We start from the raw sequence: 20,290 nt of genomic DNA, 5'->3' as shown, positions 1-20,290 counted from the left end.
TATCAATATGCATAAAGAATATCAGGTTGCCACAGTGATGAAAATCAGTTCGTTAAGGAAAGTATAATTAGCGCAGCAGCCAGTTAGAACTCATGTTAAAGTATCTTTATCAAAATTAATCAACGTAGGTTTGTGGTGTCTAACGACTTTTCAGCTGATGGCTTTCTAGCAAAAACAATCCCCGGGTTTCAACCTCGTGCGGCGCAGGTCACTATGTCTGAGGCTGTCTCTCAGTCTATTGAACAGCAATATGTGCTGGTGGCAGAAGCGGGAACAGGAACCGGGAAAACATACGCGTATTTAGTACCCGCTTTGCGGAGTGGTAAAAAAGTGATTGTTTCCACGGGGTCGAAAGCATTACAAGACCAACTTTATCACCGTGATTTACCGTCTATTATCGACGCGATGAACTACCAAGGTAAAACTGCATTACTTAAAGGTCGGTCAAACTATCTATGCTTGGAACGGTTAGACCAACAATCTTTAGGTGGAGGAAGCCTTGAACCAGAGATTTTAACTGCGGTAGTTAGACTGCGTAGCTGGTCAATTGAATCCGAATTAGGGGATGTCAGCACTTGCCATGATATTGCAGAAGATAGCCCAGTTTGGCCATTAGTCACGAGCACCAATGATAACTGTTTAGGCAGCGATTGTCCGCGCTATCAAGAATGCTTTGTACTTAAAGCGCGCCGCAAAGCATTAGATGCGGATATTGTTGTCGTTAACCACCACTTATTTATGGCGGATAGAGTGGTAAAAGACACGGGTTTTGGTGAATTAATTCCCCAGGCCGACGTGATGATTTTCGATGAAGCCCATCAGATCCCAGATATTGCGAGTCAATATTTTGGACAACAATTAAGCAGTCGCCAGCTATTGGATTTGGCTCGCGATATGGTCATGACATACCGTACTGAGCTAAAAGACCAAGCGCAATTACAAAAAAGCGCAGATAGGCTAACCCAAAGTACGTTAGATTTTCGATTGAATCTCGGGGACAACAGTTTTCGGGGTAATTTACGCGAATTACTCAAATTATCTGAAGTACAGCGTTCTTTAACCTTGCTCGATGATGCCCTTGAACTGTGTTATGAAGTGGTCAAAACCTCATTGGGTCGTTCTCAAACGTTAGATTCTATCTTTGAACGAGTGACAATTTATCGAAATCGACTTAATCGATTGAAAGATGTGACGATACCGGGCTATAGCTATTGGTTTGAAAGCTACGGTCGCCATTTTTTATTAGCGTTAACACCATTAACGGTTGCGGACAAATTCAGTGAAATGATTGCTGGCACGCCTGCCAGTTGGGTTTTTACGTCTGCCACATTATCTGTTAACGAAAAACTGAGTCATTTTACCGATCGATTAGGGCTAAACTCCGCGAAAACATTGCTATTAGCCAGCCCGTTTGATTATGAAACTCAGACGTTACTGTGTGTTCCTCGTTTTCTACCTGAACCAAACCAACGGGGAAGTGCCCAAAAATTAGCCACGATGCTAAGACCGTTGATTGAAAAAAATAAAGGTCGCTGTTTTTTCCTTTGTACTTCCCATTTAATGATGCGTGAGCTGGCTGAAGAGTTTAAAGCTTCCTTAACCTTGCCAGTATTGATGCAAGGGGAAAGCAGTAAAAATAAATTGTTGGCGCAATTTATTGCTGCGGGAAATGCAGTTTTAGTGGCAACAAGCAGCTTTTGGGAAGGGGTTGATGTCCGGGGGGATGAACTCAGTTGCGTCATTATCGATAAATTACCCTTTACAGCCCCCGATGACCCTTTATTACGTGCCCGTATTGAAGATTGTGAGTTACGTGGCGGCGACCCCTTTGCAGATGTGCAGTTGCCTGACGCGGTGATTACCTTGAAACAAGGTGTAGGGCGTTTAATTAGAGATACCACCGATTATGGCGTTATTGTGATTTGCGATAACCGATTGGTGACCCGTCCGTATGGTGAAGTTTTTTTACGTAGCTTGCCGCCATCTCCAAGAACAAGAAGCATAAATAAAGCCATTGAGTTCCTTGAGAAAAAACGGTCTGAACACAACTCAGAAGACTAATTTTCTGCGATCGGGCGGGTAGTTTATGCTAATATATCGCCCATCTTTCAGGTTGCCGCCAAGACGGTGGTAACAACAAACCTAATATTTGCCGGAGTTTAGGCATGTCGAGTTATATTCTAGCTGTTGATACAGCAACTGAAGCTTGTTCCGTTGCGCTGTGTTGTGCGGGTGGGCAACATGACGCTGAAATTATTTCGCGTTTTGCCATCTCTCCACGAGAGCATACTCAAAAAGTATTGCCAATGGTTGAAGAGGTATTAGCGGAAGCGGGTATCACATTAAATCAATTAGATGCTTTAGCCTTTGGGCGTGGTCCGGGGAGTTTTACGGGCGTACGAATTGGCGTGGGGATTGCTCAAGGACTCGCACTTGGTGCAGACCTGCCAATGATTGGTGTCTCATCACTGATGGCGTTAGCCGAAGGTGCATACCGTTCAACGGGACAAACGCAGATCCTTGTTGCTATTGATGCTCGTATGTCTGAAATCTATTGTGCTCAATACCAACGAGATGCCCAAGGCTTTTGGCTAGGTGAAGAGACTGAAGCTGTAATGATGCCCGCAGATTTTAAAGCACAATTTTCGACATTAACGGGGAATTGGTGTCATGCTGGTACTGGCTGGTTGGCATACCCTGAACTTCTTTCTGGTTCATTAGTAATTAGTGATAGCCAAATTACATTACCCGATGCGCAAGATATGTTGCCTATCGCAAGGCAACTTTGGCTCGCAGGGAAAGTGACCGCAGTTGAGAATGTAGAGCCTACTTATCTGCGCAACGAAGTTACGTGGAAAAAATTACCCGGGCGGGAATAATTTCCTTCCTTAAATATTTTATCAATGGCTATATGAATAATCATCATATAGCCATTTTTTTAATCTACGATATAGAATCGATGGTCAAATAAGCTATTATTATAGTTAATAATGTGACCAGATATTAATTTACTGAACATATCGTGTGATGCTATTCATTCACAGTTTTAAAGCACATATTCTAACTCTATAATGATGGCTAATTGGAGGTGGTAAATGAAACGTAAATTTAGCTACCGCTTTGCGATTAAAAGTATTTTAATTGCGGGCATATTAGCACTGACAGGCTGTGTATCCATTCCACAATCTATTAAGGGCTCAGTACCAAACCCAGCGGATAATCTTAAATCCATACAGAATGCGCCTGAAATGTATGTTGGTCAGGAAGCGCGTTTTGGAGGAAAAGTACTTTCAGTTTTAAATGAACCAAAAAGAACCCGAGTCGAAATTGCGACCATGGTACTGAACAAATATGATGCGGCTCCTGAACTTAACTCCCCATCTGTTGGGCGTATTTATGCCTACATCAATGGTTTTGTTGAGCCAAGCGATTTTAATAACCGCTACTTAACTGTGGTTGGTAAGATCACAGGAGAGCAGGCAGGCAAGATAGGTGAAGTACCCTATAACTACGTTACGATGGATGTGACAGGGTATCAGCGCTGGAGCCTTGCTCAAAGTGTTATGATGCCGCCACCTGCGGGTCCATGGGGTTATGGCTACTATGGATCACCATATTATTATAACCATCCTTGGGGATGGGGTTATGGTTATCCAGCAGGTCCCGCACAGGTGCAAACTTATCTGACAGAAGATTAAGTGAATGAAGTTTAAGCGTTAAAAACGGGCTTAACGCTCCAAAAAACCTGTATTGCGGTGTATAATCTGAAAATCTTATACAGATTAAAATCTGATAAATTGAAACCAAGTTAAATAAGGCGGCATTGTCCGCCTTATTTTTATCTTGAAGGAATGAAAATAATTTAGTGATAGAGCTCTCAACCTTAACATTGTTTATTTTTCAAACTGGTACAATGAGTTAATAATTTGTTAAGAGGTTGTGTGGAAAAATAATAACTCACTAAATTCAGGAGTAACATTTTGGAAAAAATCTGGCTAAAAAACTATCCTGCTGATGTACCTGAAGAAATAAGCCCTGATGACTTCGCCTCATTAGCAGAGTTACTTGAAAATGCAGTTTCTCAATATGCGGATCAGCCTGCGTTCATTAATATGGGCGCGGTAATGACGTATCGCAAATTAGAAGAAAGAAGCCGAGCATTTGCCGCATACCTACAAAATGGCTTAGGTCTAAAGAAAGGTGACAGAGTTGCCTTAATGATGCCAAACCTTCTGCAATATCCTATTGCCCTGTTCGGCGTATTGCGAGCTGGGATGGTGGCCGTCAATGTGAACCCTCTGTATACCCCTAGAGAGTTAGAGCACCAACTGAATGACAGTGGGGCTACCGCGATTGTGATCGTCTCTAACTTTGCCCATACATTAGAAAAAATCGTCTACAACACTAAAGTTAAACACGTTATTTTAACCCGTTTAGGTGATCAACTTTCTCGCCCAAAAGCTACCATTGTGGATTTTGTGGTGAAATATGTGAAACGCTTAGTACCTAAATACAATTTACCTGATGCGATTTCGTTTCGCCGTGCCATGCATCAAGGGTATCGGATGCAATATATAAAACCGAATATTACAGGTGACGATCTGGCTTTTCTTCAGTACACCGGCGGAACAACCGGTGTAGCTAAAGGTGCGATGTTGACTCACCGTAATATGTTGGCGAATATTGCCCAAGCAAGAGCGGCATATGGACCAGTTTTACATTTTGGAAATGAAGCTGTGGTGACGGCATTGCCGTTGTACCATATATTTGCACTAACCGTTAACTGCTTATTATTCATCAATGTGGGCGGCGTAAACTTGTTGATCACTAATCCGCGAGATGTACCGGATACGATAAAACAGCTTGCTCGCTATCCGTTTACCGCGATAACGGGTGTAAATACATTATTTAATGCATGGCTCCATAATCCAGAATTCCATAAGTTGGATTTTTCCCGCTTAAGACTTTCGGTCGGTGGCGGCATGCCAGTGCATAAAGCGGTAGCGCAAAAGTGGCAAGAGTTAACGGGACGTCATTTATTAGAAGGTTATGGTTTAACTGAATGTTCACCTTTAGTCACAGGGAACCCATATAATCTGACGGCTTATAGTGGTAGTATCGGTTTACCTGTTCCATCCACAGACGTAAAATTCCTTGATGACCATGGTCATCAAGTTCCGTTTGGTGAGCCAGGCGAAATGTGGGTGAAAGGTCCACAGGTAATGAAAGGCTATTGGAATCGTCCTGATGCAACGAGTGAAGCCATTGTGGACGGCTGGTTAGCAACAGGGGATATCGCTGAGATAGATACAGAAGGCTATATTCGTATTGTTGATCGTAAAAAAGATATGATTATAGTCTCTGGTTTTAACGTTTATCCTAATGAAATTGAAGATGTCATTTCTGCTCATCCCGATGTTATTGAGTGTGCTGCCATTGGTATTCCCAGTGAAAGCACCGGGGAAGCAGTCAAAGTATTTATTGTGACGAAGAATTCAAACTTGACTGCGGATGAGTTAAAAACGTTTAGTCGCCGTTCGTTAACGGCGTATAAAGTACCAAAAATTTTCGAATTCCGTGATGAGCTACCAAAATCTAATGTAGGCAAAATTTTACGTAAAGATTTACGTGCTGAAGAGCTACAGAAGAAGGAAAAAACCTCCGAATAAAGGGGGAGTAGTATCAAAAGTAAAGTGTGTAACGCCGGTTTTTACCGGCGTTACTGTGATCAGTCAAAAATATTTAGTCAAAATATAATAAAGAGAAACTTGTTTTGAATTATCGTTTAGTAACTACAGATAGCGAATTAGCTCAGGTTTGCCAAGAGGCCAGTGATGCTCCATGGTTAGCACTGGATACCGAGTTTGTACGCACAAGAACATATTACCCTCAGCTGGGTCTGCTACAACTGTATGATGGAAATCAGGTTTCATTGATTGACCCTTTATTAATGACTGACTTCAGCCCATTTAAAGCGCTGTTAACCAATCCAAATCAACTTAAGTTTCTCCATGCAGGTAGTGAGGATCTTGAAGTTTTTATCCATGATTTTGGTTGTGTGCCTGAGCCAATGATCGATACTCAAATCGTTGCAGCCTTTCTTGGTTATCCAATATCCTGTGGATTTGCGACACTAGTGGTGGAACATTTAGGTATCGAGCTAGATAAAAGTGAATCTCGTACAGATTGGCTTGCTCGCCCATTAAGCGCTAAACAGTGCGATTATGCGACCGCCGACGTGCTGTATTTATTACCACTGGCCAAAATTTTAATGGAAAAAGTGGCTGAAGCGGGTTATCTGGATGATGCCAAAGATGAATGCCAGCGTGTTGTAGCACGCCGTCAGAAAGTGGTAAAACCGGAAAAAGCCTATTTGAACATCACTAATGCGTGGCAATTACGTGATGAACAATTAGCCTGCTTGCAGCTATTAGCGGCGTGGCGATTAGATCAAGCTAAAGCTCGTGATATGGCGATTAATTTTGTCGTCAGAGAAGAAAATCTGTGGAAAGTGGCTCGTTATTTACCAAGCTCTTTAGGTGAGCTGGATGCTTTGGGGCTATCAGGGCAAGAAATTCGCTGCCACGGCCGACGTTTATTGAGTATTGTTGAGGATGCTAAGAAACTGGATGCTAGCCAATATCCAGCTCCAGTGGCAAATATCACGGAACATAGCCAATATAAAAGCATCTTTAAAGAGATTAAAGCATTAGTGAAAGAGGTTGCTGAAAATGAAAAATTTAACCCTGAGCTGTTAGCCTCCCGTCGCCAAATTAACCAACTATTAGCCGTTCATTGGGGGCTGAAAGAGAAATCATGTGAGCCAGAATTACTGGCGGGCTGGCGAGGTAAGTTACTGGAAGGCCCTCTAACAACCTTACTTAGCCAAGTCTAATATGCTCAAAGGTACAAAAAATAGTGAATTTTTTGTACCTTTGACAAACATTTAAAGTAAATTTTTATTCCGTCCTTTTTTATTCTACTTGATAAGTTTTATTTCAATGTAAGTTTACCCACCAAAATATGAATAAACTTTATAATAAAATTATTTTTATATAAACGATATTTAAAATCAATATTGTAATTATTCCTAAAATACAAATTAATTAAGCATAATAAAAGTAAATCTAATCGATTATAGATCCCTTTAACGTTCAATAGAATGCATCCATTATTTAATTAATTGAATTTAAAAGATAAAAATAAATCAATGAATACAATGATTTTTAGTTGAATTATGACCACGGCATTTGTAAATGAAACTCATTTGCATATACTCATTTTCGATTTGTGGCACTCACAAATTTTTATCTAAAAGATAAAATTCTATTGTTTTATTAATAACATCGTATATTTAATATAAGGACATAATTATGTTTAAATTTAATGTATTAGTATCAGCTATATTATTTGCAGGTATCTCTTCATTTTCTGGGGCTGCAACAGAATCTGCGCAGAGCCAAACGTATGAAACAGAAAGATCGGATATCACGGTGGGGGAAACTCAGTCAATGGGGGGACCTCATGGAGGTTCTATGGGGGCTCCAGGGATTGGTTATCGCCATAAAGCTGATGGAAAAAGAATATCATTTTCAGGCTTAACAAGAATGATTATGTTTCCAAAAGAAGGCAATGTTTATCTTGTCAATGGAACTCCGCACCGTGATGTAGATATGGGTAAATTTCAATTTTCTAAAGTAGCGGATGCCGAAGTCTATTATGGGGATTGGTCACAAACTGGAACGGCAGACGATGCTAAACATACGGCATTCTTCTCTGGTCTAGACGCCACAACGGCAGTACCTACCGAAGGTAAAGCAACTTATACCATTGCAGGGATCAACCAATATGATGGTGAGAAAAAGCTCACCGGTGTATTTGAAGCCGACTTTGGTGATAAGGATTACACTGGTTCATTACAGGGCGAAGATCTAAAAATTGCTCTCGAGGGGAAAATCCAAGATGCAGGCTCATTCTCTGGTCAGGCAATTGCCAATGATACAGTATCGGGTATGAGTTATGGGCGTTTCTTTGGCGAGAATGCGGAACATGTGGGTGGTGTCGCAGTGTTTAATAGTGACCATCAATATGATACGGCATTTGCTGGTAGCCAAACCGAAGAGTAATCTCTTTATTTAACAATCTTTGTTTAGCAATATCGTGATTATCAGGTAGGCAAAAGTGATTTTGCCTACCTGTATTTTTATGAAAAAAGAAAAGAGAAGTGAGATGAAAAAAATAATCAACAAGATTGAGGTATTAATTCTATTATTGTTTTCTGCAAATTCATTTTCTGAACAAAATTATGGGCATCAACAATATGAACAAATAATTGAAGTTTTAAATGAAATAAATAACACAAGAAATAAATCACCAATTATAATCCCTCTTAAAATTAATAAAACTGTCGACGACCTTGGTTTTATTCTTTATGATTTAGTCAATCGGCAGCAATTCCAAAAAATTGATGAATTATTACCTGTCTATCTGAATGATAAAAATCACGATAAAGGTATGGTGGATTATATTTCAGCAGAAAGAGCTTATTTTAATGGTGATTACCCATTGTCACTGAAGTTTTATTTAAAAATAGTCACTGAAAACCCGAGTTCAGTGTTTTCTGAAATGAAGCTAGCTCATGTCTATATAAAAAATAGCTATCATCGTGAAGCATTAGGTTTATATAAAAAGATAAAAAATAAATATCGAGTAAATTTACCTGAAGACCGAATAAAACAGATAGATAATGAAATTACAGCATTAGAAAATCGCGCTCATTGGCAAGGGAATTTCAATGCTGACTTAAAGTATGACACGAACTATACGGAGGCTCACGGTAATGATGAACAGCAATGTGGTGCTATCTGGTGCATGCAAGGTAGTAAAATTAAATCCGGTTTGGTGTATGGCTTCTCTGGAAATGCCAATAAAATCCTTTGGCAGAATCGAGGGCATTCACTGTTAGCCAGTATTGGTGGAAATGTATGGGAATATCCTCATCGCTCAGTAAAACGGCGTTTTTCAAGTTATTCATCAGTAAGCTATCAGTATCTTTACGGGAATAAAAAGATCACGTTTTCACCTATTGTAGATATTAATTGGCGAGGGCATTTATTTGACCATTACAGTGTAGGTGCAAGCATTACTAGTGCATATTCTCCCAACAGTAAACTTTATTTACTATCTAACATAATGTATAAAAACCAAACTTTCTTTGGAAAACGAGACTCACGTTCAGGTTATGATATTAATTACAGTATAACGGCAATTTATTCGGTTAATCCGCAATGGAGTTTATTCTCAAATTTATATGGTGGTAAAAATATTGAGCAATATAAAAGTGACAGCTATCAAGTATCAGGGTTAACCGTGGGGTCAATTAATGTATTTGGCACGAACAAGTTAGTCAATAAATTAACAAGCAGCAATCATGATTTTTTTGATTTCGACAGTTCACTTAATACAAAGCGACACGATGAGTCATGGACGTTAAATAGCCAAATAACGCTATTAGGTCACACATTTTTATCATTAATACCAACACTCTATATTAATTATAAATTCAACGATAGTAGTGCAAAAATAAGCTATTCCTATAATAAAAGCGAAGTGGGCATTAATTTTAGTAAAACGTTTTAATCTGTATTGAGATGGTTTATGAAAGTAAAAGCGATAGTGGCAATACAAATTGCTACAGGGTTATCTATGGGTATTATTTCTGTTTCTGCTTATTCAAGTTTACGTGAGCAAGTTGGTAATATTCAGGTACAAGACAAGACGGATACGATTAAACTGCGGGATCAAAAAGGCAGTGATGATCAATATGATAGGGATGAGTCAAATATTTATATTAGCAAAGAGGCTGTAGAACGCTATAAAGGAACTAATCCTGCGGATGTTCTTAATCACGGGGTTGGTGTCTATAGTGGCGATGCCCGTAATAGCGGGGCGTTAGACCCGAATGTGCGAGGTATTCAAGGTCAAGGGCGTGTACCTGTTACAGTGGATGGTACGGAGCAAGCCATTACCGTATGGCGTGGCTACAACGGGGCGAATAATCGTAACTATGTAGACCCCAATATGATCAGCAGTATTACCGTAGTAAAAAGCCCGATGTTAGATCGTGATATCCGTACCTCTATTGGTGGTGGGGTATCCGTAAAAACCCTCAGTATTGATGATGTCGTTCCATCAGATGAACGTTTTGCCATCGACCTTAAACTGGAAACACGAACTAATTCGACAAAACCCCGAATCAATCAATTACATCTTGGAAGCGATTATAGAGATGACTCTGAACTCATGGATAGTTTAGTCAATCACTATAATGACAGTTTGTCGTTAGTGATGTTCCGTGACCCAGAGACAGCGATAGAGCCAGACCAACCGGGAAGTTCCAATTTTTTTAATTTAAAAGACAGTGCGATGAGAGTGGCACTTGGATTACGACAAGAGAAATTTAATCTGCTATTTGCTTATAGCCACCGAAACCAAGGAAACTATTTTGCAGGGCGCCATGGTGCAAACTATTTTCGAGAGCCTATTATCACTAGAGATAATAGATATCCAGCGAAAACGCTAGATCCTAATATCCCTTTTGTTGCCAATGTTTACTTACCAACCAAAGAAGTGGGGAATACCTCCAGTAATATCGAAACTTTTCTGCAAAAAATGAATATGCAACTCTCTGAATCGCAGAATATATCCCTTGGCTATGTGCATACAAAAAGCCATTATGGGGAAATAATGCCCTCACAGATTCGTTTTCATGATTTGGCAGGGGAAATTCCCCAATGGCCTTTGGCAAATCTTAGCTTAGGCTCTTTTTATGTTAACTATGGATTTAAACCAAGAGATCAGCCGTTATTAGATTTTCAGTTAAGTTATTGGCTAACGAAAATGGATTTAAATTCGAATACAGCCGGCGCTATACCTAGGCAAGCGATAGAGTATGACTGGTCTACTGATATGACTTACAGAAATCCATATATTAATGGAAAGCTAGTAGATGGTATAAAACTTAATCAGCTCAATGATAGACAAGGTATTTCTTTATCTAATAAGACCCAGTTAATGCCTAGTTTTGATGTGACTTTTATTGGTAATTTTATTGATGAAAGAATTAAGAGCCATGATGATATCTATGACCCTAATACTGAAGTGCCTAAATATAACGTATTTCGAGCGATTCCGCGTGAAGGAAAGCGCCAAGAATACAGCGGAGCAATTAAACTGGATTGGCGCCCCACTGATTGGCTAAATGTGAATGCAGGTATTCAGTATCAAAATTATTGGTCAAGGGATTTATTAAGAGAACGCCGATTAAAAGCAAAAGATACTCGGTTTGCTGTCCATAAAGTTCCGCAAGCCATGAATTTCGAATATTCTCGACCGTTTACTGAAGAGGAAGCACGTAAGGTTAAAAAGTATGTGGATAGCAAAGGGCGCACTTTTGAAGGCTACAATGAAACAGGTCTCTGGCCGGATAGTAGTATGGGTGTTTCTAAAATAGAGTGGTTTATTGCCGAAGCGTTATCAGCTCCTGAATATTCACTAAAAAAAGCCGAACACTATTATACGATCGAAGAAGAGTACGAAGGCTTTCGAATCATCGGTTCCGAATATATTAAATGGCGAGTGGATGAAGACGGTAAGCTCACTGCGGAGAATAACCCATTTTATAACGGGGAAATTGATCTCTCGGAAGAGGTGATTGACCCTATTAGCCAGAAAAAAGTAAAAGCGATTATTGCTTACCGTGCTCCAAATAAAGAATGGGATGAGATCTTAGTTAGTGAGGACGAAAAGTATAAAAACCCCGGTAAGCGCATTAACTCTGCATGGAGCCCATCTATAGGAGGATCTGTCTACCTCTCTGATAATGACCGCGTGTTTGCACGCTACGCTGAAACCGTCAGAATGCCCAGCATTTTTGAAGATACTATTGGGTTTTCAGGGGCTGGCGATGGTGTCATAAGAACACGTTCATTTAAACCAGAACGCAGCCATACTTTTGAAATTGGTTATGTGCGTAATTTACAAAGTTGGTTAAACGCTGAAAATGCTGCTGATTTTAGAATCAACTATTACCATAATATTATTGACAACGCGTTTGATCGTGATGGCAATTTGGTCTTTTCACAAATGGATAAGCACCGAACTGCCGGATTAGAAGTGCTAGCTCGCTATGATAATGGACATTTCTTTGGGGATTTAGGAATTGATTACCGATTAAAAAATGAAGTTTGCGATAACGCCTCTATGGCACGGCTAGACCCTCTCAATAAATTTAATGCTTCAGTATGTACGGAAGGCGGATTTCCATTAGGTTACCTTCGCACTCAGTTGCAACCTAAGTACAGTATTCACACTAATGTGGGGATGCGCTTCTTTAATGAAAGCTTGGAAGTCGGTGGGCGTGTGCGATATCACGCCAAAACAGAGAATAAAGATGAAGCTAATATGATTCGTCGATTTGGCCCTTCTTATGCACCACTAAACAATAATCCGATGAGTTGGAATGCGGTATTTGTCACAGATGCATATGTCACTTATCAAGTGAATAAAAATCTGTTAGTGGAACTGTTAGCCTCTAACGTATTAAACGAATATTACATTGACCCGCTGACACGTAGCATGATGCCAGCACCGGGGAGATCCCTTCGTTTAAGTGTGACCAGTCACTTCTAAGGCTCAGCCCCAGTAATTTCTGCTGGGGCTGATTAGGAATATCGCCATGAAATATTCTCGAATTTATTATGGATTACTGCTTTCCGGCTTATTACACTGCGCCATCATTTATTTTTGTTTTTTTGCATTTAATTCATTGTCATTCAAAATGACCGCGCCGTTAATTTCGCCAGTAGTAACCGTCGCTTTAAGCCAATTTTTAATTGAACAACAAGTGAGCATTCCCAAAGAAACAGAATCAGTAGTCGGAGGTGAATTCAATGCCATTGAGGAGTTTGAGTACGCGAATATCAAGGTTAGCAAGCAGCATAGCCATCAAAATAATGCATCAAATACCATCGCTGAAAAAACACCCAAAGAGGTAAAATCCGAAAAACGCAATCCTTTAAAAAATAAGGAAAAACCAGAAGAAAATACCAAGAAAGAAAGCCCTTGGGATGACTTACAAACCCAAAGAGCAAAAGAAGGAGAAAGCAAAGTAAATTCCTTAGCAGCAGGGCTGCATGGTGACCTTTCTCATTTTTCTGATGGTGAAAATAACACCAATACCAAACAACGCTATTTAGACAAGATCAAACGGGAAATTGATAGCCACAAACAGTATCCACGTAGAGCCAGAAAAATGCGTATACAGGGAGATGTTCAGATACGTTTTCAACTGACGTCACAAGGTGAAATCGTCAATGCCTCGGTGGTTAGCTCAGAAAAAAGCCAATTTTTTGAGAGTACAATTTTGGATGCCATACGCCGTTGTAAACCTCTCGGTCCTCCACCAAAGGGGCTAGGAAGAAATATGGATTTACAAATCAATTTCAGCTTAGATTAAGCCAGAAGATTAAAGCCGCTATCGTATTATAGCGGCCTTACTCAATATTACTGCTCTACAGGTTTTACGTCATCGTTCTCTGGAAGCGTAACGTTTAACTCAAGGACAGAAATATCATCCCCTTTTTGTTCAAACTGGACGGTTAACATTTCTGGATCTACTTGAATATACTTGCAAATAACCTGCAAAATATCTCGCTTCATATCTGCAAGATACGGGGGTTCACTATCACCACGGCGACGTTCTGCTACGATGATCTGTAATCGCTCTTTGGCGATATTTGCTGTCGGTTTTTTTCTCGACAGAAAGAAATCCAATAAAGCCATTATTTACCCCCCAAATAGGCGTTTTAAGAAGCCTTTTTTCTCTTCTTCAATGAATCGGATAGGGCGATCTTCACCTAAAATACGATCAACACAGTCACTATAAGCTTGTCCTGCATCGGATTCTGTATCCAAAATAACAGGTTCACCTTGGTTTGATGAGCGTAGTACGGATTGATCTTCCGGAATAACCCCAATCAGAGGAATACATAAGATCTCTAGCACGTCTTCCATGCTTAACATATCACCACGAGTTACGCGGCCTGGATTATAACGAGTTAAGAGCAAGTGTTCTTTGATTGGTTCTTGGCCTTTTTCAGCACGGCGAGACTTTGACGCTAAAATACCTAAGATTCGGTCAGAGTCACGAACGGAAGAGACTTCAGGGTTAGTAGTAATAATGGCTTCATCAGCAAAATACAGCGCCATTAACGCACCACTTTCAATACCTGCGGGTGAGTCGCAAACAATAAAGTCAAAACCAAGCTTATCGCCTAACTCATCGAGAACTTTTTCAACGCCTTCTCGGGTTAATGCATCTTTATCGCGGGTCTGTGAGGCAGGAAGAATATATAAATTCTCTGTGCGTTTATCTTTAATCAACGCTTGATTTAAGCTTGCATCACCTTGAATCACGTTCACGAAGTCATAAACTACTCGACGTTCACATCCCATAATAAGGTCAAGGTTACGCAAACCGATATCAAAATCGATAACAACGGTTTTTTTTCCTTTTTGTGCTAGGCCAGTAGCTATGGCCGCGCTTGAAGTGGTTTTACCAACACCACCTTTACCAGAAGTAACAACGATTATGCGTGCCATGAATAATTCCTTGTAAATAAGGTCTAATTTAAGTATTCAATATTAAGTTTGTTATCAACTAAACAAAGTTTAGCTGCTTTGGCGAGAAATTCAGTAGGTATCTGATCACTCAGCCAATACTCACCAGCGATAGACACTAATTCGGCCTGCAAATGAGTACAATAAATCTGACTTTCAACATCACCAGACGCACCAGCAAGGGCACGACCTCTCATAACGCCGTATATGTGAATATTACCATCTGCTAATAATTCTGCACCTGCACTCACGTTACTTGTGACGATAAGATCACTATTTGGCGCATAAATGCGCTGACCAGAACGTACAGGAGTATTAATAATGCGTGTTTTTCGATAGGCAGATTCGACGGGAACTGATTGAGAAGCTATGTCAGATTTTGCATATGTGACGTCAGTACTAACGGTATTTGTTGCTTTTTTGCTTTTACCTTCAATAAGTACCGGCAAACCCGCTTCATTAACTTTTTGCTTTAAAATAGGGTCGGTACAGCCACTGACACCTACAATTCGCAGACCCGCAGAAACGATCGCTTTATGAATACTATACATATCCGCATGATGCGTTAATTCTGCGATATTAATGACGACAGGTGCATTTTTGAGAAAATCAGGAGCCTGACTTACTTTATCTTGCAGCGCTTTTTTGATGAGTTTAGGCTCTTCACTATGTAAGTGAATGACTGAAAGAGTAAAACTGCTGCCTTTAAGTTCTATTGGCGATTGTGGCATCTATCTAGACTCAGCAAATTAAAATTTCCGAAACAATCCTCGGGTGAAGATACTCAGTAAAACAATAGCATGTTATAGTTACTGTATACTTCAAGCAAGCTCATGAACTAAGAAAAAGAGTTAAATATAATGATTTGTGCAATTTATCGAAGCTCTAACCGCGATCAAACTTATTTGTATGTCGAAAAAAAAGATGATTTTTCACGGGTACCTGAAGAACTATTAAAGCAATTTGGTAAACCTCAGTTTTCAATGCTTATTGCGTTAGATAAGCGTGAAAAGCTGGCAAATGCTGACATTGAACGCGTTAAAGCTGACCTTAAAGAAGTTGGTTATTATCTACAATTCCCACCTCCGGTCGAAAATTTGCTTTCTGAATACCGAGAGTTAAACGATTAATACAAATTAGGATATTTCGCAAAAGCCATTATCGTCAGGAGGATAAAAATGAGGCCAACGTTATTATATACATTAGTCGCTGGTGTATTTTTAGCAAGTTGTAGTTCCCAGCAACCGCATTCAACTACCACACAAACTAATACAACTCACACACTGACAATGGCGCAGGAAGCGGCGATTGAAAAAGAAGTTATCGCATTAGATAAAGCGTTTCCGATTGAACAACGTGACCCTTCGCAATTTCCTGCTTATGTGGAATTGTTGAAACAACATGCTGCGGTACAAGGCATTAAGCAATCTACCATTGACCGTGGCTTTGCCAATATCTATTTTCTTGAACGTGTTGTGAAAGCAGACAAAGGTCAGCCAGAAAAACGTGCCACAGTGACGCTGGCAAGTTATCTTAAGAATGTACTGCCTCAATCTCGCATTAATGCCGGAGTTGAAAAATATAAAGAGAATCAAGCCACTCTCGATGCGACTAGCCAAAAATATGGCGTTCCACCTCAATTCATTGTCTCCTTGTGGGGCCTAGAAAGTGGCTTTGGGCGTTCTCAAGGTAAAGAAGACGTCATTTCAGCCTTGGCAACGCTATCATTTGAAGGGCGCCGTGAAACGCTATTTAGTAAACAGTTATTGGCGGCCTTAGAAATCATGGATAAAGGTTATATTCCTGAAGAACAACAACTGAAAGGTTCTTGGGCTGGTGCTATGGGACAAAGTCAGTTTATGCCAACATCTTATTTATCCTATGCCGCAGATGGTGATGGCGATGGGAAAATGGATATTTGGAATAATAAAGCGGACGTTTTTGCATCTATCGCCAACTATTTATCTACGGAAGGTTGGCAGGCAGCTTTACCTTGGGGCTATCAAGTTACGTTACCCGCTGACTTTAATCGTAATCTTGAAGGGGTAAAAACAGAGCAAGGTAAGAGCGTGCAAGAGTGGGAAAAACTCGGAGTTAAATTACCTCAATTTGCTCAACTTGCGCCAGACGTGAAAACATGGGTTGTTATTCCTGATGATCCAGAAGGTCGAACGTTCTTAGTGACACAAAACTTCCGCACTATCATGCATTGGAATCGTTCATATTATTTCGCGCTCAGTGTTTGTATGATGGCGGATGGTATCGCTACTAAAATACAATAACGATAATAGGAGTTACCATAATGTATCAACATCGCGATTGGCAAGGTGCCTTATTAGATTTTCCGGTAAACAAGGTGGTTTGTGTTGGTAGTAATTATGCCAAGCATATTAAAGAAATGGGATCTGCTCATCCTGAAGAGCCTGTTATTTTTATTAAGCCAGAAACTGCATTATGTGATGCGAATCAGCCGATTGTTATTCCTAAAGATTTAGGTTCAGTTCACCATGAAGTGGAAATGGCTATTTTAATTGGCATGCCGCTGAAAAATGCGGATGAAGATCGAGTGTCTCGTTCAATTGCGGGTTTTGCTGTGGCTTTAGATTTAACGCTTAGAGACCTACAAGCTAAGTTTAAGAAAGCAGGGCAGCCTTGGGAAAAAAGTAAAGCGTTTGATGGTTCATGTCCAATTTCTGGCTTTATCCCGGTTAGTAGCACTAATGACCTCCAAAATGTACAGTTAAGCTTAGAGATTAACGGGGACGTTCGTCAGTCTGGTTCAACCCGTGATATGATCACGCCAGTGTTACCTCTTATTAGCTATATGTCCCGTTTCTTTACCTTGCGTGCAGGGGATGTCATTTTGACTGGGACGCCAGAAGGTGTTGGTCCATTAGTTTCTGGTGATATGTTAAAGCTATCTATTAATGATAACTCGCTGACCACTCGAGTAATTTAAGCATAGGATTTGGCAGTATTATGTCTGAGTTTTTCTGGCAGGTTAAGACATTAGATGAAATGACAGATGAAGAATGGGAATCTCTGTGTGACGGTTGTGGGCAATGCTGCCTGCATAAGTTAATGGATGAAGATACTGATGAAATCTATTTTACTAATGTTGCTTGTAATCAGTTAAATATTAAAACCTGTCAGTGTAAGCATTATGCCGATCGTTTTAAGTACGAAGATGATTGCATCAAACTGACTCGTGATAATTTGGAAACATTTCAATGGTTACCAAATACTTGTGCTTATCGTTTATTAATGGAAGAGAAGCCATTACCAGCATGGCATCCATTGAAAACCGGATCAAAAACGGCTATGCACAATGAAGGCATCTCTGTTCGGCATATTGCTGTTAGAGAAATCGATGTAGTTGATTGGGAAGATCATATAATGAATCGGCCTAGTCCCCGTTGATATCAAGTATGCTTTATCAAGCGACCCTCAATAGTGAGTAAACTATTGAGGGTTTTTTTATATCTAAATATATTCCTATCTATTTGAGACTCAAATTATGGAGCTTCAATCTGTATTACCGAAGAATTTTCTATCACCCATCTAGGTATTTTCACCTAATTTAATATCTGCTTTATCGTTAATAGATGGTTGATGAAATGTAATTTTATGTTGGTGGTTGATTTTTATTTTCATTATTAACTTTTACTCTATTATTTGGCGATTATTTTTAAAGTTTTAGAATAAAATATTATTTCTACTATACATTTCAATATTGTCATATTGTCGTTCTAATATAGATATTGTACGGATATGTTATGTAATTAGAGGTGTTGTTAACGTTATTCTAACGATTGATTTGTTAGTCATGAGGTAAGGTACTTAGCTAAAAAATAACTACACACGTAGCAAAAAATGCTTTTTTCATCAAAATCTGAACTTAAGTCAAATGAAAAACACGCATTAGGTGTTTTTGGGAATATTCCTAATGGTATTTTTTGTTAGAGAAATTGTTCTGTTTGTAAAATACCCATTTTTTCAAATAATCTTAAATATCACTAAGTTAGATTGTAATTTTGATTTTTTGATAAAGATCAAGTTTTTGAGTTAAAAGTACTACTTATTTAGTATTGCGCTAAGTCTAATGATTATTTCCGCTTACTTAGATTACGTGTTAAAGAGGTTCAATACAGTTGAATTATCAAAAAGTCATTATGTAATAAGAGCATTATATTGCGGTTTTTGTGATTTTTTATTATTTATATCTTCATCTAACGTTTAAAGTGTTTTCCATATCTTATCCAGCCTAGACTCTTCTGCTGATAAAATGCATATTATTAAATTTTTATTTTATCTTAAGTGTGTATTTATCTTTCTTAAATCAATTTACTCTCCACTCGAGTTAATAGGTGTTGAGAATAACAATTCGATATTAAATTTTATTAATTTATCAAAGCCCTAATCTGATTCTCAAGTAAATATATAAATTTAATTTATTAATTTCGGTTTTTTTTAGTTGTTGTAGCTATATTATTTTGTAATGGAATTACTAGAAAAAGTGTCTAAATGTAAATAAAATAATTAAATTTGACTTAAATGTTAAATATGTATTTTTTATTTAAATCTAAAATAAAGTAATATAATGGTTTAATTCACTATATGTTACGTTATTGCATTAGTGTTCATCTGCTTTTGGCTCTCAATATGACTTATTAGGTGTGTATTGTATATTGAAAAATTCAATCGATAAGCCACTTACAATAGGTGTTATCTATTAATCAATTGATTGATGAAAGTAAAAAACGATTTAATGTTCCTTAAGTTTTTATGTATCCTCTGCTCCGAATTATATGGTCGCTTAGATTGTTGGTTCAAAAATAGAATAAGTTAAGTCATACGTCTTCGTGCATTTAAAGCTATTCACTAAAGATAAAAATATGCTTACTTCTGACTGTATCTAAATACGGTCGGTTTCTGTTTTTGCATTTACCGTACGAGATAAAAGGCCATGTAATAAATTTTTTCTAAACAAATAAAAAAATCATATTAGGAATTAAAAATGAAAAAAGTATTACTGACCGCTATCACAGCAGCAGTTTTTGGTGTTACTACAGCAAACGCAGCAACAGCAGTTGGCGGTGGTCAAGTTAACTTCAACGGTAAAGTTATGGATGTATCTTGTACTGTTTCTGTTGATGGGCAAGGCAGCGATGCTACCGTTTATTTGGCGCCAGTTTCTTTAAAAGAAATTAAAGAAACTACAGCAAGCACCATTTTAAAACCAAAAACGTTTGCTATTGAAATTGGTAAATGTTTACAAGGTACTCAAGCTGTGACCGATACCGCTAAGCTGGGCGTTAGATGGACCGGTGGTAACTTAGCTGCAAATACTGGCGGTAACTTAGCAAATACCGTTGTTAATGGAGCTCAAAAAGTTCAATTAGCACTGTCAACTGACGGTAAAGCAAACAAGAAAATCTATCCTGGTGATGCTGGCCAACCGCTTGTTACGGGTGAAAAAAATGGTGAAAATGCACGTTTCACTTATTTCGTCGGCTACATCTCTGAAACCCCAACTGAAGCAACTGCGGGTGAAGTTCAAAGCTACGCAACCTACGAAATTACTTATAACTAATTCATAGGTTAGTTTTTA

General features: G+C 39.0%; 17 protein-coding genes. 14 read left to right on the top strand and 3 right to left on the bottom strand.

The genetic code is table 11. The annotated features are described in order from the left end of the window. Positions 1-135 precede the first annotated feature (135 nt). From PR761_RS03930 to PR761_RS03890, 9 genes are all read left to right on the top strand, one after another. Positions 136-2,061 carry an ATP-dependent DNA helicase gene (locus PR761_RS03930; protein WP_265694138.1) on the top strand — a complete coding sequence of 642 codons (1,926 nt, stop codon included), beginning with the start codon at positions 136-138 and terminating at the stop codon, positions 2,059-2,061. A gap of 104 nt (positions 2,062-2,165) precedes the next feature. Continuing rightward, complete coding sequence (gene tsaB / locus PR761_RS03925) at positions 2,166-2,879, top strand: tRNA (adenosine(37)-N6)-threonylcarbamoyltransferase complex dimerization subunit type 1 TsaB (RefSeq protein ID WP_154611065.1); 714 nt, start codon at positions 2,166-2,168, stop codon at positions 2,877-2,879. Between the two features lie 216 nt (positions 2,880-3,095). Continuing rightward, positions 3,096-3,698, top strand: a complete 603-nt coding sequence (locus tag PR761_RS03920) for a Slp family lipoprotein (protein ID WP_115164286.1) — start codon at positions 3,096-3,098, stop codon at positions 3,696-3,698. Between the two features lie 282 nt (positions 3,699-3,980). Next, entirely contained in the window at positions 3,981-5,669 is a 1,689-nt protein-coding gene (gene fadD / locus PR761_RS03915) for a long-chain-fatty-acid--CoA ligase FadD (protein WP_154611066.1), read from the top strand. Between the two features lie 104 nt (positions 5,670-5,773). Further along, positions 5,774-6,895, top strand: coding sequence for a ribonuclease D (rnd, locus tag PR761_RS03910; protein WP_154611067.1), 1,122 nt, complete (start codon positions 5,774-5,776; stop codon positions 6,893-6,895). A gap of 478 nt (positions 6,896-7,373) precedes the next feature. Beyond that, positions 7,374-8,126: a Slam-dependent surface lipoprotein gene (locus PR761_RS03905; protein ID WP_115164289.1), complete on the top strand. Its 753-nt coding sequence runs from the start codon at positions 7,374-7,376 to the stop codon at positions 8,124-8,126. A 103-nt stretch (positions 8,127-8,229) separates the two neighbouring features. Next, complete coding sequence (locus PR761_RS03900) at positions 8,230-9,639, top strand: surface lipoprotein assembly modifier (protein ID WP_230083595.1); 1,410 nt, start codon at positions 8,230-8,232, stop codon at positions 9,637-9,639. Between the two features lie 18 nt (positions 9,640-9,657). After that, entirely contained in the window at positions 9,658-12,690 is a 3,033-nt protein-coding gene (locus PR761_RS03895) for a TonB-dependent receptor domain-containing protein (RefSeq protein ID WP_154611068.1), read from the top strand. A 46-nt stretch (positions 12,691-12,736) separates the two neighbouring features. Next, positions 12,737-13,516: a TonB family protein gene (locus PR761_RS03890; protein ID WP_230083596.1), complete on the top strand. Its 780-nt coding sequence runs from the start codon at positions 12,737-12,739 to the stop codon at positions 13,514-13,516. A gap of 47 nt (positions 13,517-13,563) precedes the next feature. Here PR761_RS03890 and minE read toward each other — a convergent pair whose 3' ends face one another. The 3 genes from minE to minC are packed head-to-tail and all read right to left on the bottom strand — an operon-like array spanning position 13,564 to position 15,410. Continuing rightward, on the bottom strand, positions 13,564-13,842 hold the full coding sequence (minE, locus tag PR761_RS03885; RefSeq protein WP_006813099.1) for a cell division topological specificity factor MinE: 279 nt from the start codon (positions 13,840-13,842) through the stop codon (positions 13,564-13,566). Between the two features lie 3 nt (positions 13,843-13,845). Further along, positions 13,846-14,661, bottom strand: a complete 816-nt coding sequence (minD, locus tag PR761_RS03880; RefSeq protein ID WP_006813098.1) for a septum site-determining protein MinD — start codon at positions 14,659-14,661, stop codon at positions 13,846-13,848. A 23-nt stretch (positions 14,662-14,684) separates the two neighbouring features. Further along, positions 14,685-15,410, bottom strand: a complete 726-nt coding sequence (gene minC / locus PR761_RS03875; RefSeq protein ID WP_006813097.1) for a septum site-determining protein MinC — start codon at positions 15,408-15,410, stop codon at positions 14,685-14,687. Positions 15,411-15,539: 129 nt separating this feature from the next. Between minC and PR761_RS03870 the strand changes: the two genes are divergently transcribed. From PR761_RS03870 to PR761_RS03850, 5 genes are all read left to right on the top strand, one after another. Then, positions 15,540-15,809, top strand: a complete 270-nt coding sequence (locus PR761_RS03870; RefSeq protein WP_006813096.1) for a YcgL domain-containing protein — start codon at positions 15,540-15,542, stop codon at positions 15,807-15,809. A gap of 48 nt (positions 15,810-15,857) precedes the next feature. Next, positions 15,858-16,961 carry a lytic murein transglycosylase gene (locus PR761_RS03865; protein WP_112836726.1) on the top strand — a complete coding sequence of 368 codons (1,104 nt, stop codon included), beginning with the start codon at positions 15,858-15,860 and terminating at the stop codon, positions 16,959-16,961. Between the two features lie 20 nt (positions 16,962-16,981). Continuing rightward, positions 16,982-17,638: a fumarylacetoacetate hydrolase family protein gene (locus PR761_RS03860; RefSeq protein WP_154611069.1), complete on the top strand. Its 657-nt coding sequence runs from the start codon at positions 16,982-16,984 to the stop codon at positions 17,636-17,638. Between the two features lie 20 nt (positions 17,639-17,658). Next, positions 17,659-18,099 carry a YcgN family cysteine cluster protein gene (locus PR761_RS03855; protein WP_006813093.1) on the top strand — a complete coding sequence of 147 codons (441 nt, stop codon included), beginning with the start codon at positions 17,659-17,661 and terminating at the stop codon, positions 18,097-18,099. Between the two features lie 1,597 nt (positions 18,100-19,696). Continuing rightward, on the top strand, positions 19,697-20,272 hold the full coding sequence (locus tag PR761_RS03850) for a fimbrial protein (protein WP_006813092.1): 576 nt from the start codon (positions 19,697-19,699) through the stop codon (positions 20,270-20,272). Positions 20,273-20,290: the final 18 nt, after the last annotated feature.

Origin of the sequence: Providencia sp. PROV210 (assembly GCF_028479445.1) — a bacterium.
Lineage (GTDB): Bacteria > Pseudomonadota > Gammaproteobacteria > Enterobacterales > Enterobacteriaceae > Providencia > Providencia rustigianii.
Note: the sequence above shows the minus strand (reverse complement) of the source record. Positions and strands in the feature narration are given on the sequence as shown.

Excerpts from the sequence above, each read along its gene's own strand:
- PR761_RS03895 (WP_154611068.1), top strand. The coding sequence starts at position 9,658 with ATGAAAGTAAAAGCGATAGTGGCAATACAAATTGCTACAGGGTTATCT.
- PR761_RS03865 (WP_112836726.1), top strand. The coding sequence starts at position 15,858 with ATGAGGCCAACGTTATTATATACATTAGTCGCTGGTGTATTTTTAGCA.
- PR761_RS03860 (WP_154611069.1), top strand. The coding sequence starts at position 16,982 with ATGTATCAACATCGCGATTGGCAAGGTGCCTTATTAGATTTTCCGGTA.
- PR761_RS03850 (WP_006813092.1), top strand. The coding sequence starts at position 19,697 with ATGAAAAAAGTATTACTGACCGCTATCACAGCAGCAGTTTTTGGTGTT.
- PR761_RS03900 (WP_230083595.1), top strand. The coding sequence starts at position 8,230 with ATGAAAAAAATAATCAACAAGATTGAGGTATTAATTCTATTATTGTTT.
- PR761_RS03905 (WP_115164289.1), top strand. The coding sequence starts at position 7,374 with ATGTTTAAATTTAATGTATTAGTATCAGCTATATTATTTGCAGGTATC.
- PR761_RS03920 (WP_115164286.1), top strand. The coding sequence starts at position 3,096 with ATGAAACGTAAATTTAGCTACCGCTTTGCGATTAAAAGTATTTTAATT.
- minC (WP_006813097.1), bottom strand. The coding sequence starts at position 15,410 with ATGCCACAATCGCCAATAGAACTTAAAGGCAGCAGTTTTACTCTTTCA.
- PR761_RS03855 (WP_006813093.1), top strand. The coding sequence starts at position 17,659 with ATGTCTGAGTTTTTCTGGCAGGTTAAGACATTAGATGAAATGACAGAT.
- minD (WP_006813098.1), bottom strand. The coding sequence starts at position 14,661 with ATGGCACGCATAATCGTTGTTACTTCTGGTAAAGGTGGTGTTGGTAAA.
- PR761_RS03890 (WP_230083596.1), top strand. The coding sequence starts at position 12,737 with ATGAAATATTCTCGAATTTATTATGGATTACTGCTTTCCGGCTTATTA.
- minE (WP_006813099.1), bottom strand. The coding sequence starts at position 13,842 with ATGGCTTTATTGGATTTCTTTCTGTCGAGAAAAAAACCGACAGCAAAT.
- tsaB (WP_154611065.1), top strand. The coding sequence starts at position 2,166 with ATGTCGAGTTATATTCTAGCTGTTGATACAGCAACTGAAGCTTGTTCC.
- PR761_RS03870 (WP_006813096.1), top strand. The coding sequence starts at position 15,540 with ATGATTTGTGCAATTTATCGAAGCTCTAACCGCGATCAAACTTATTTG.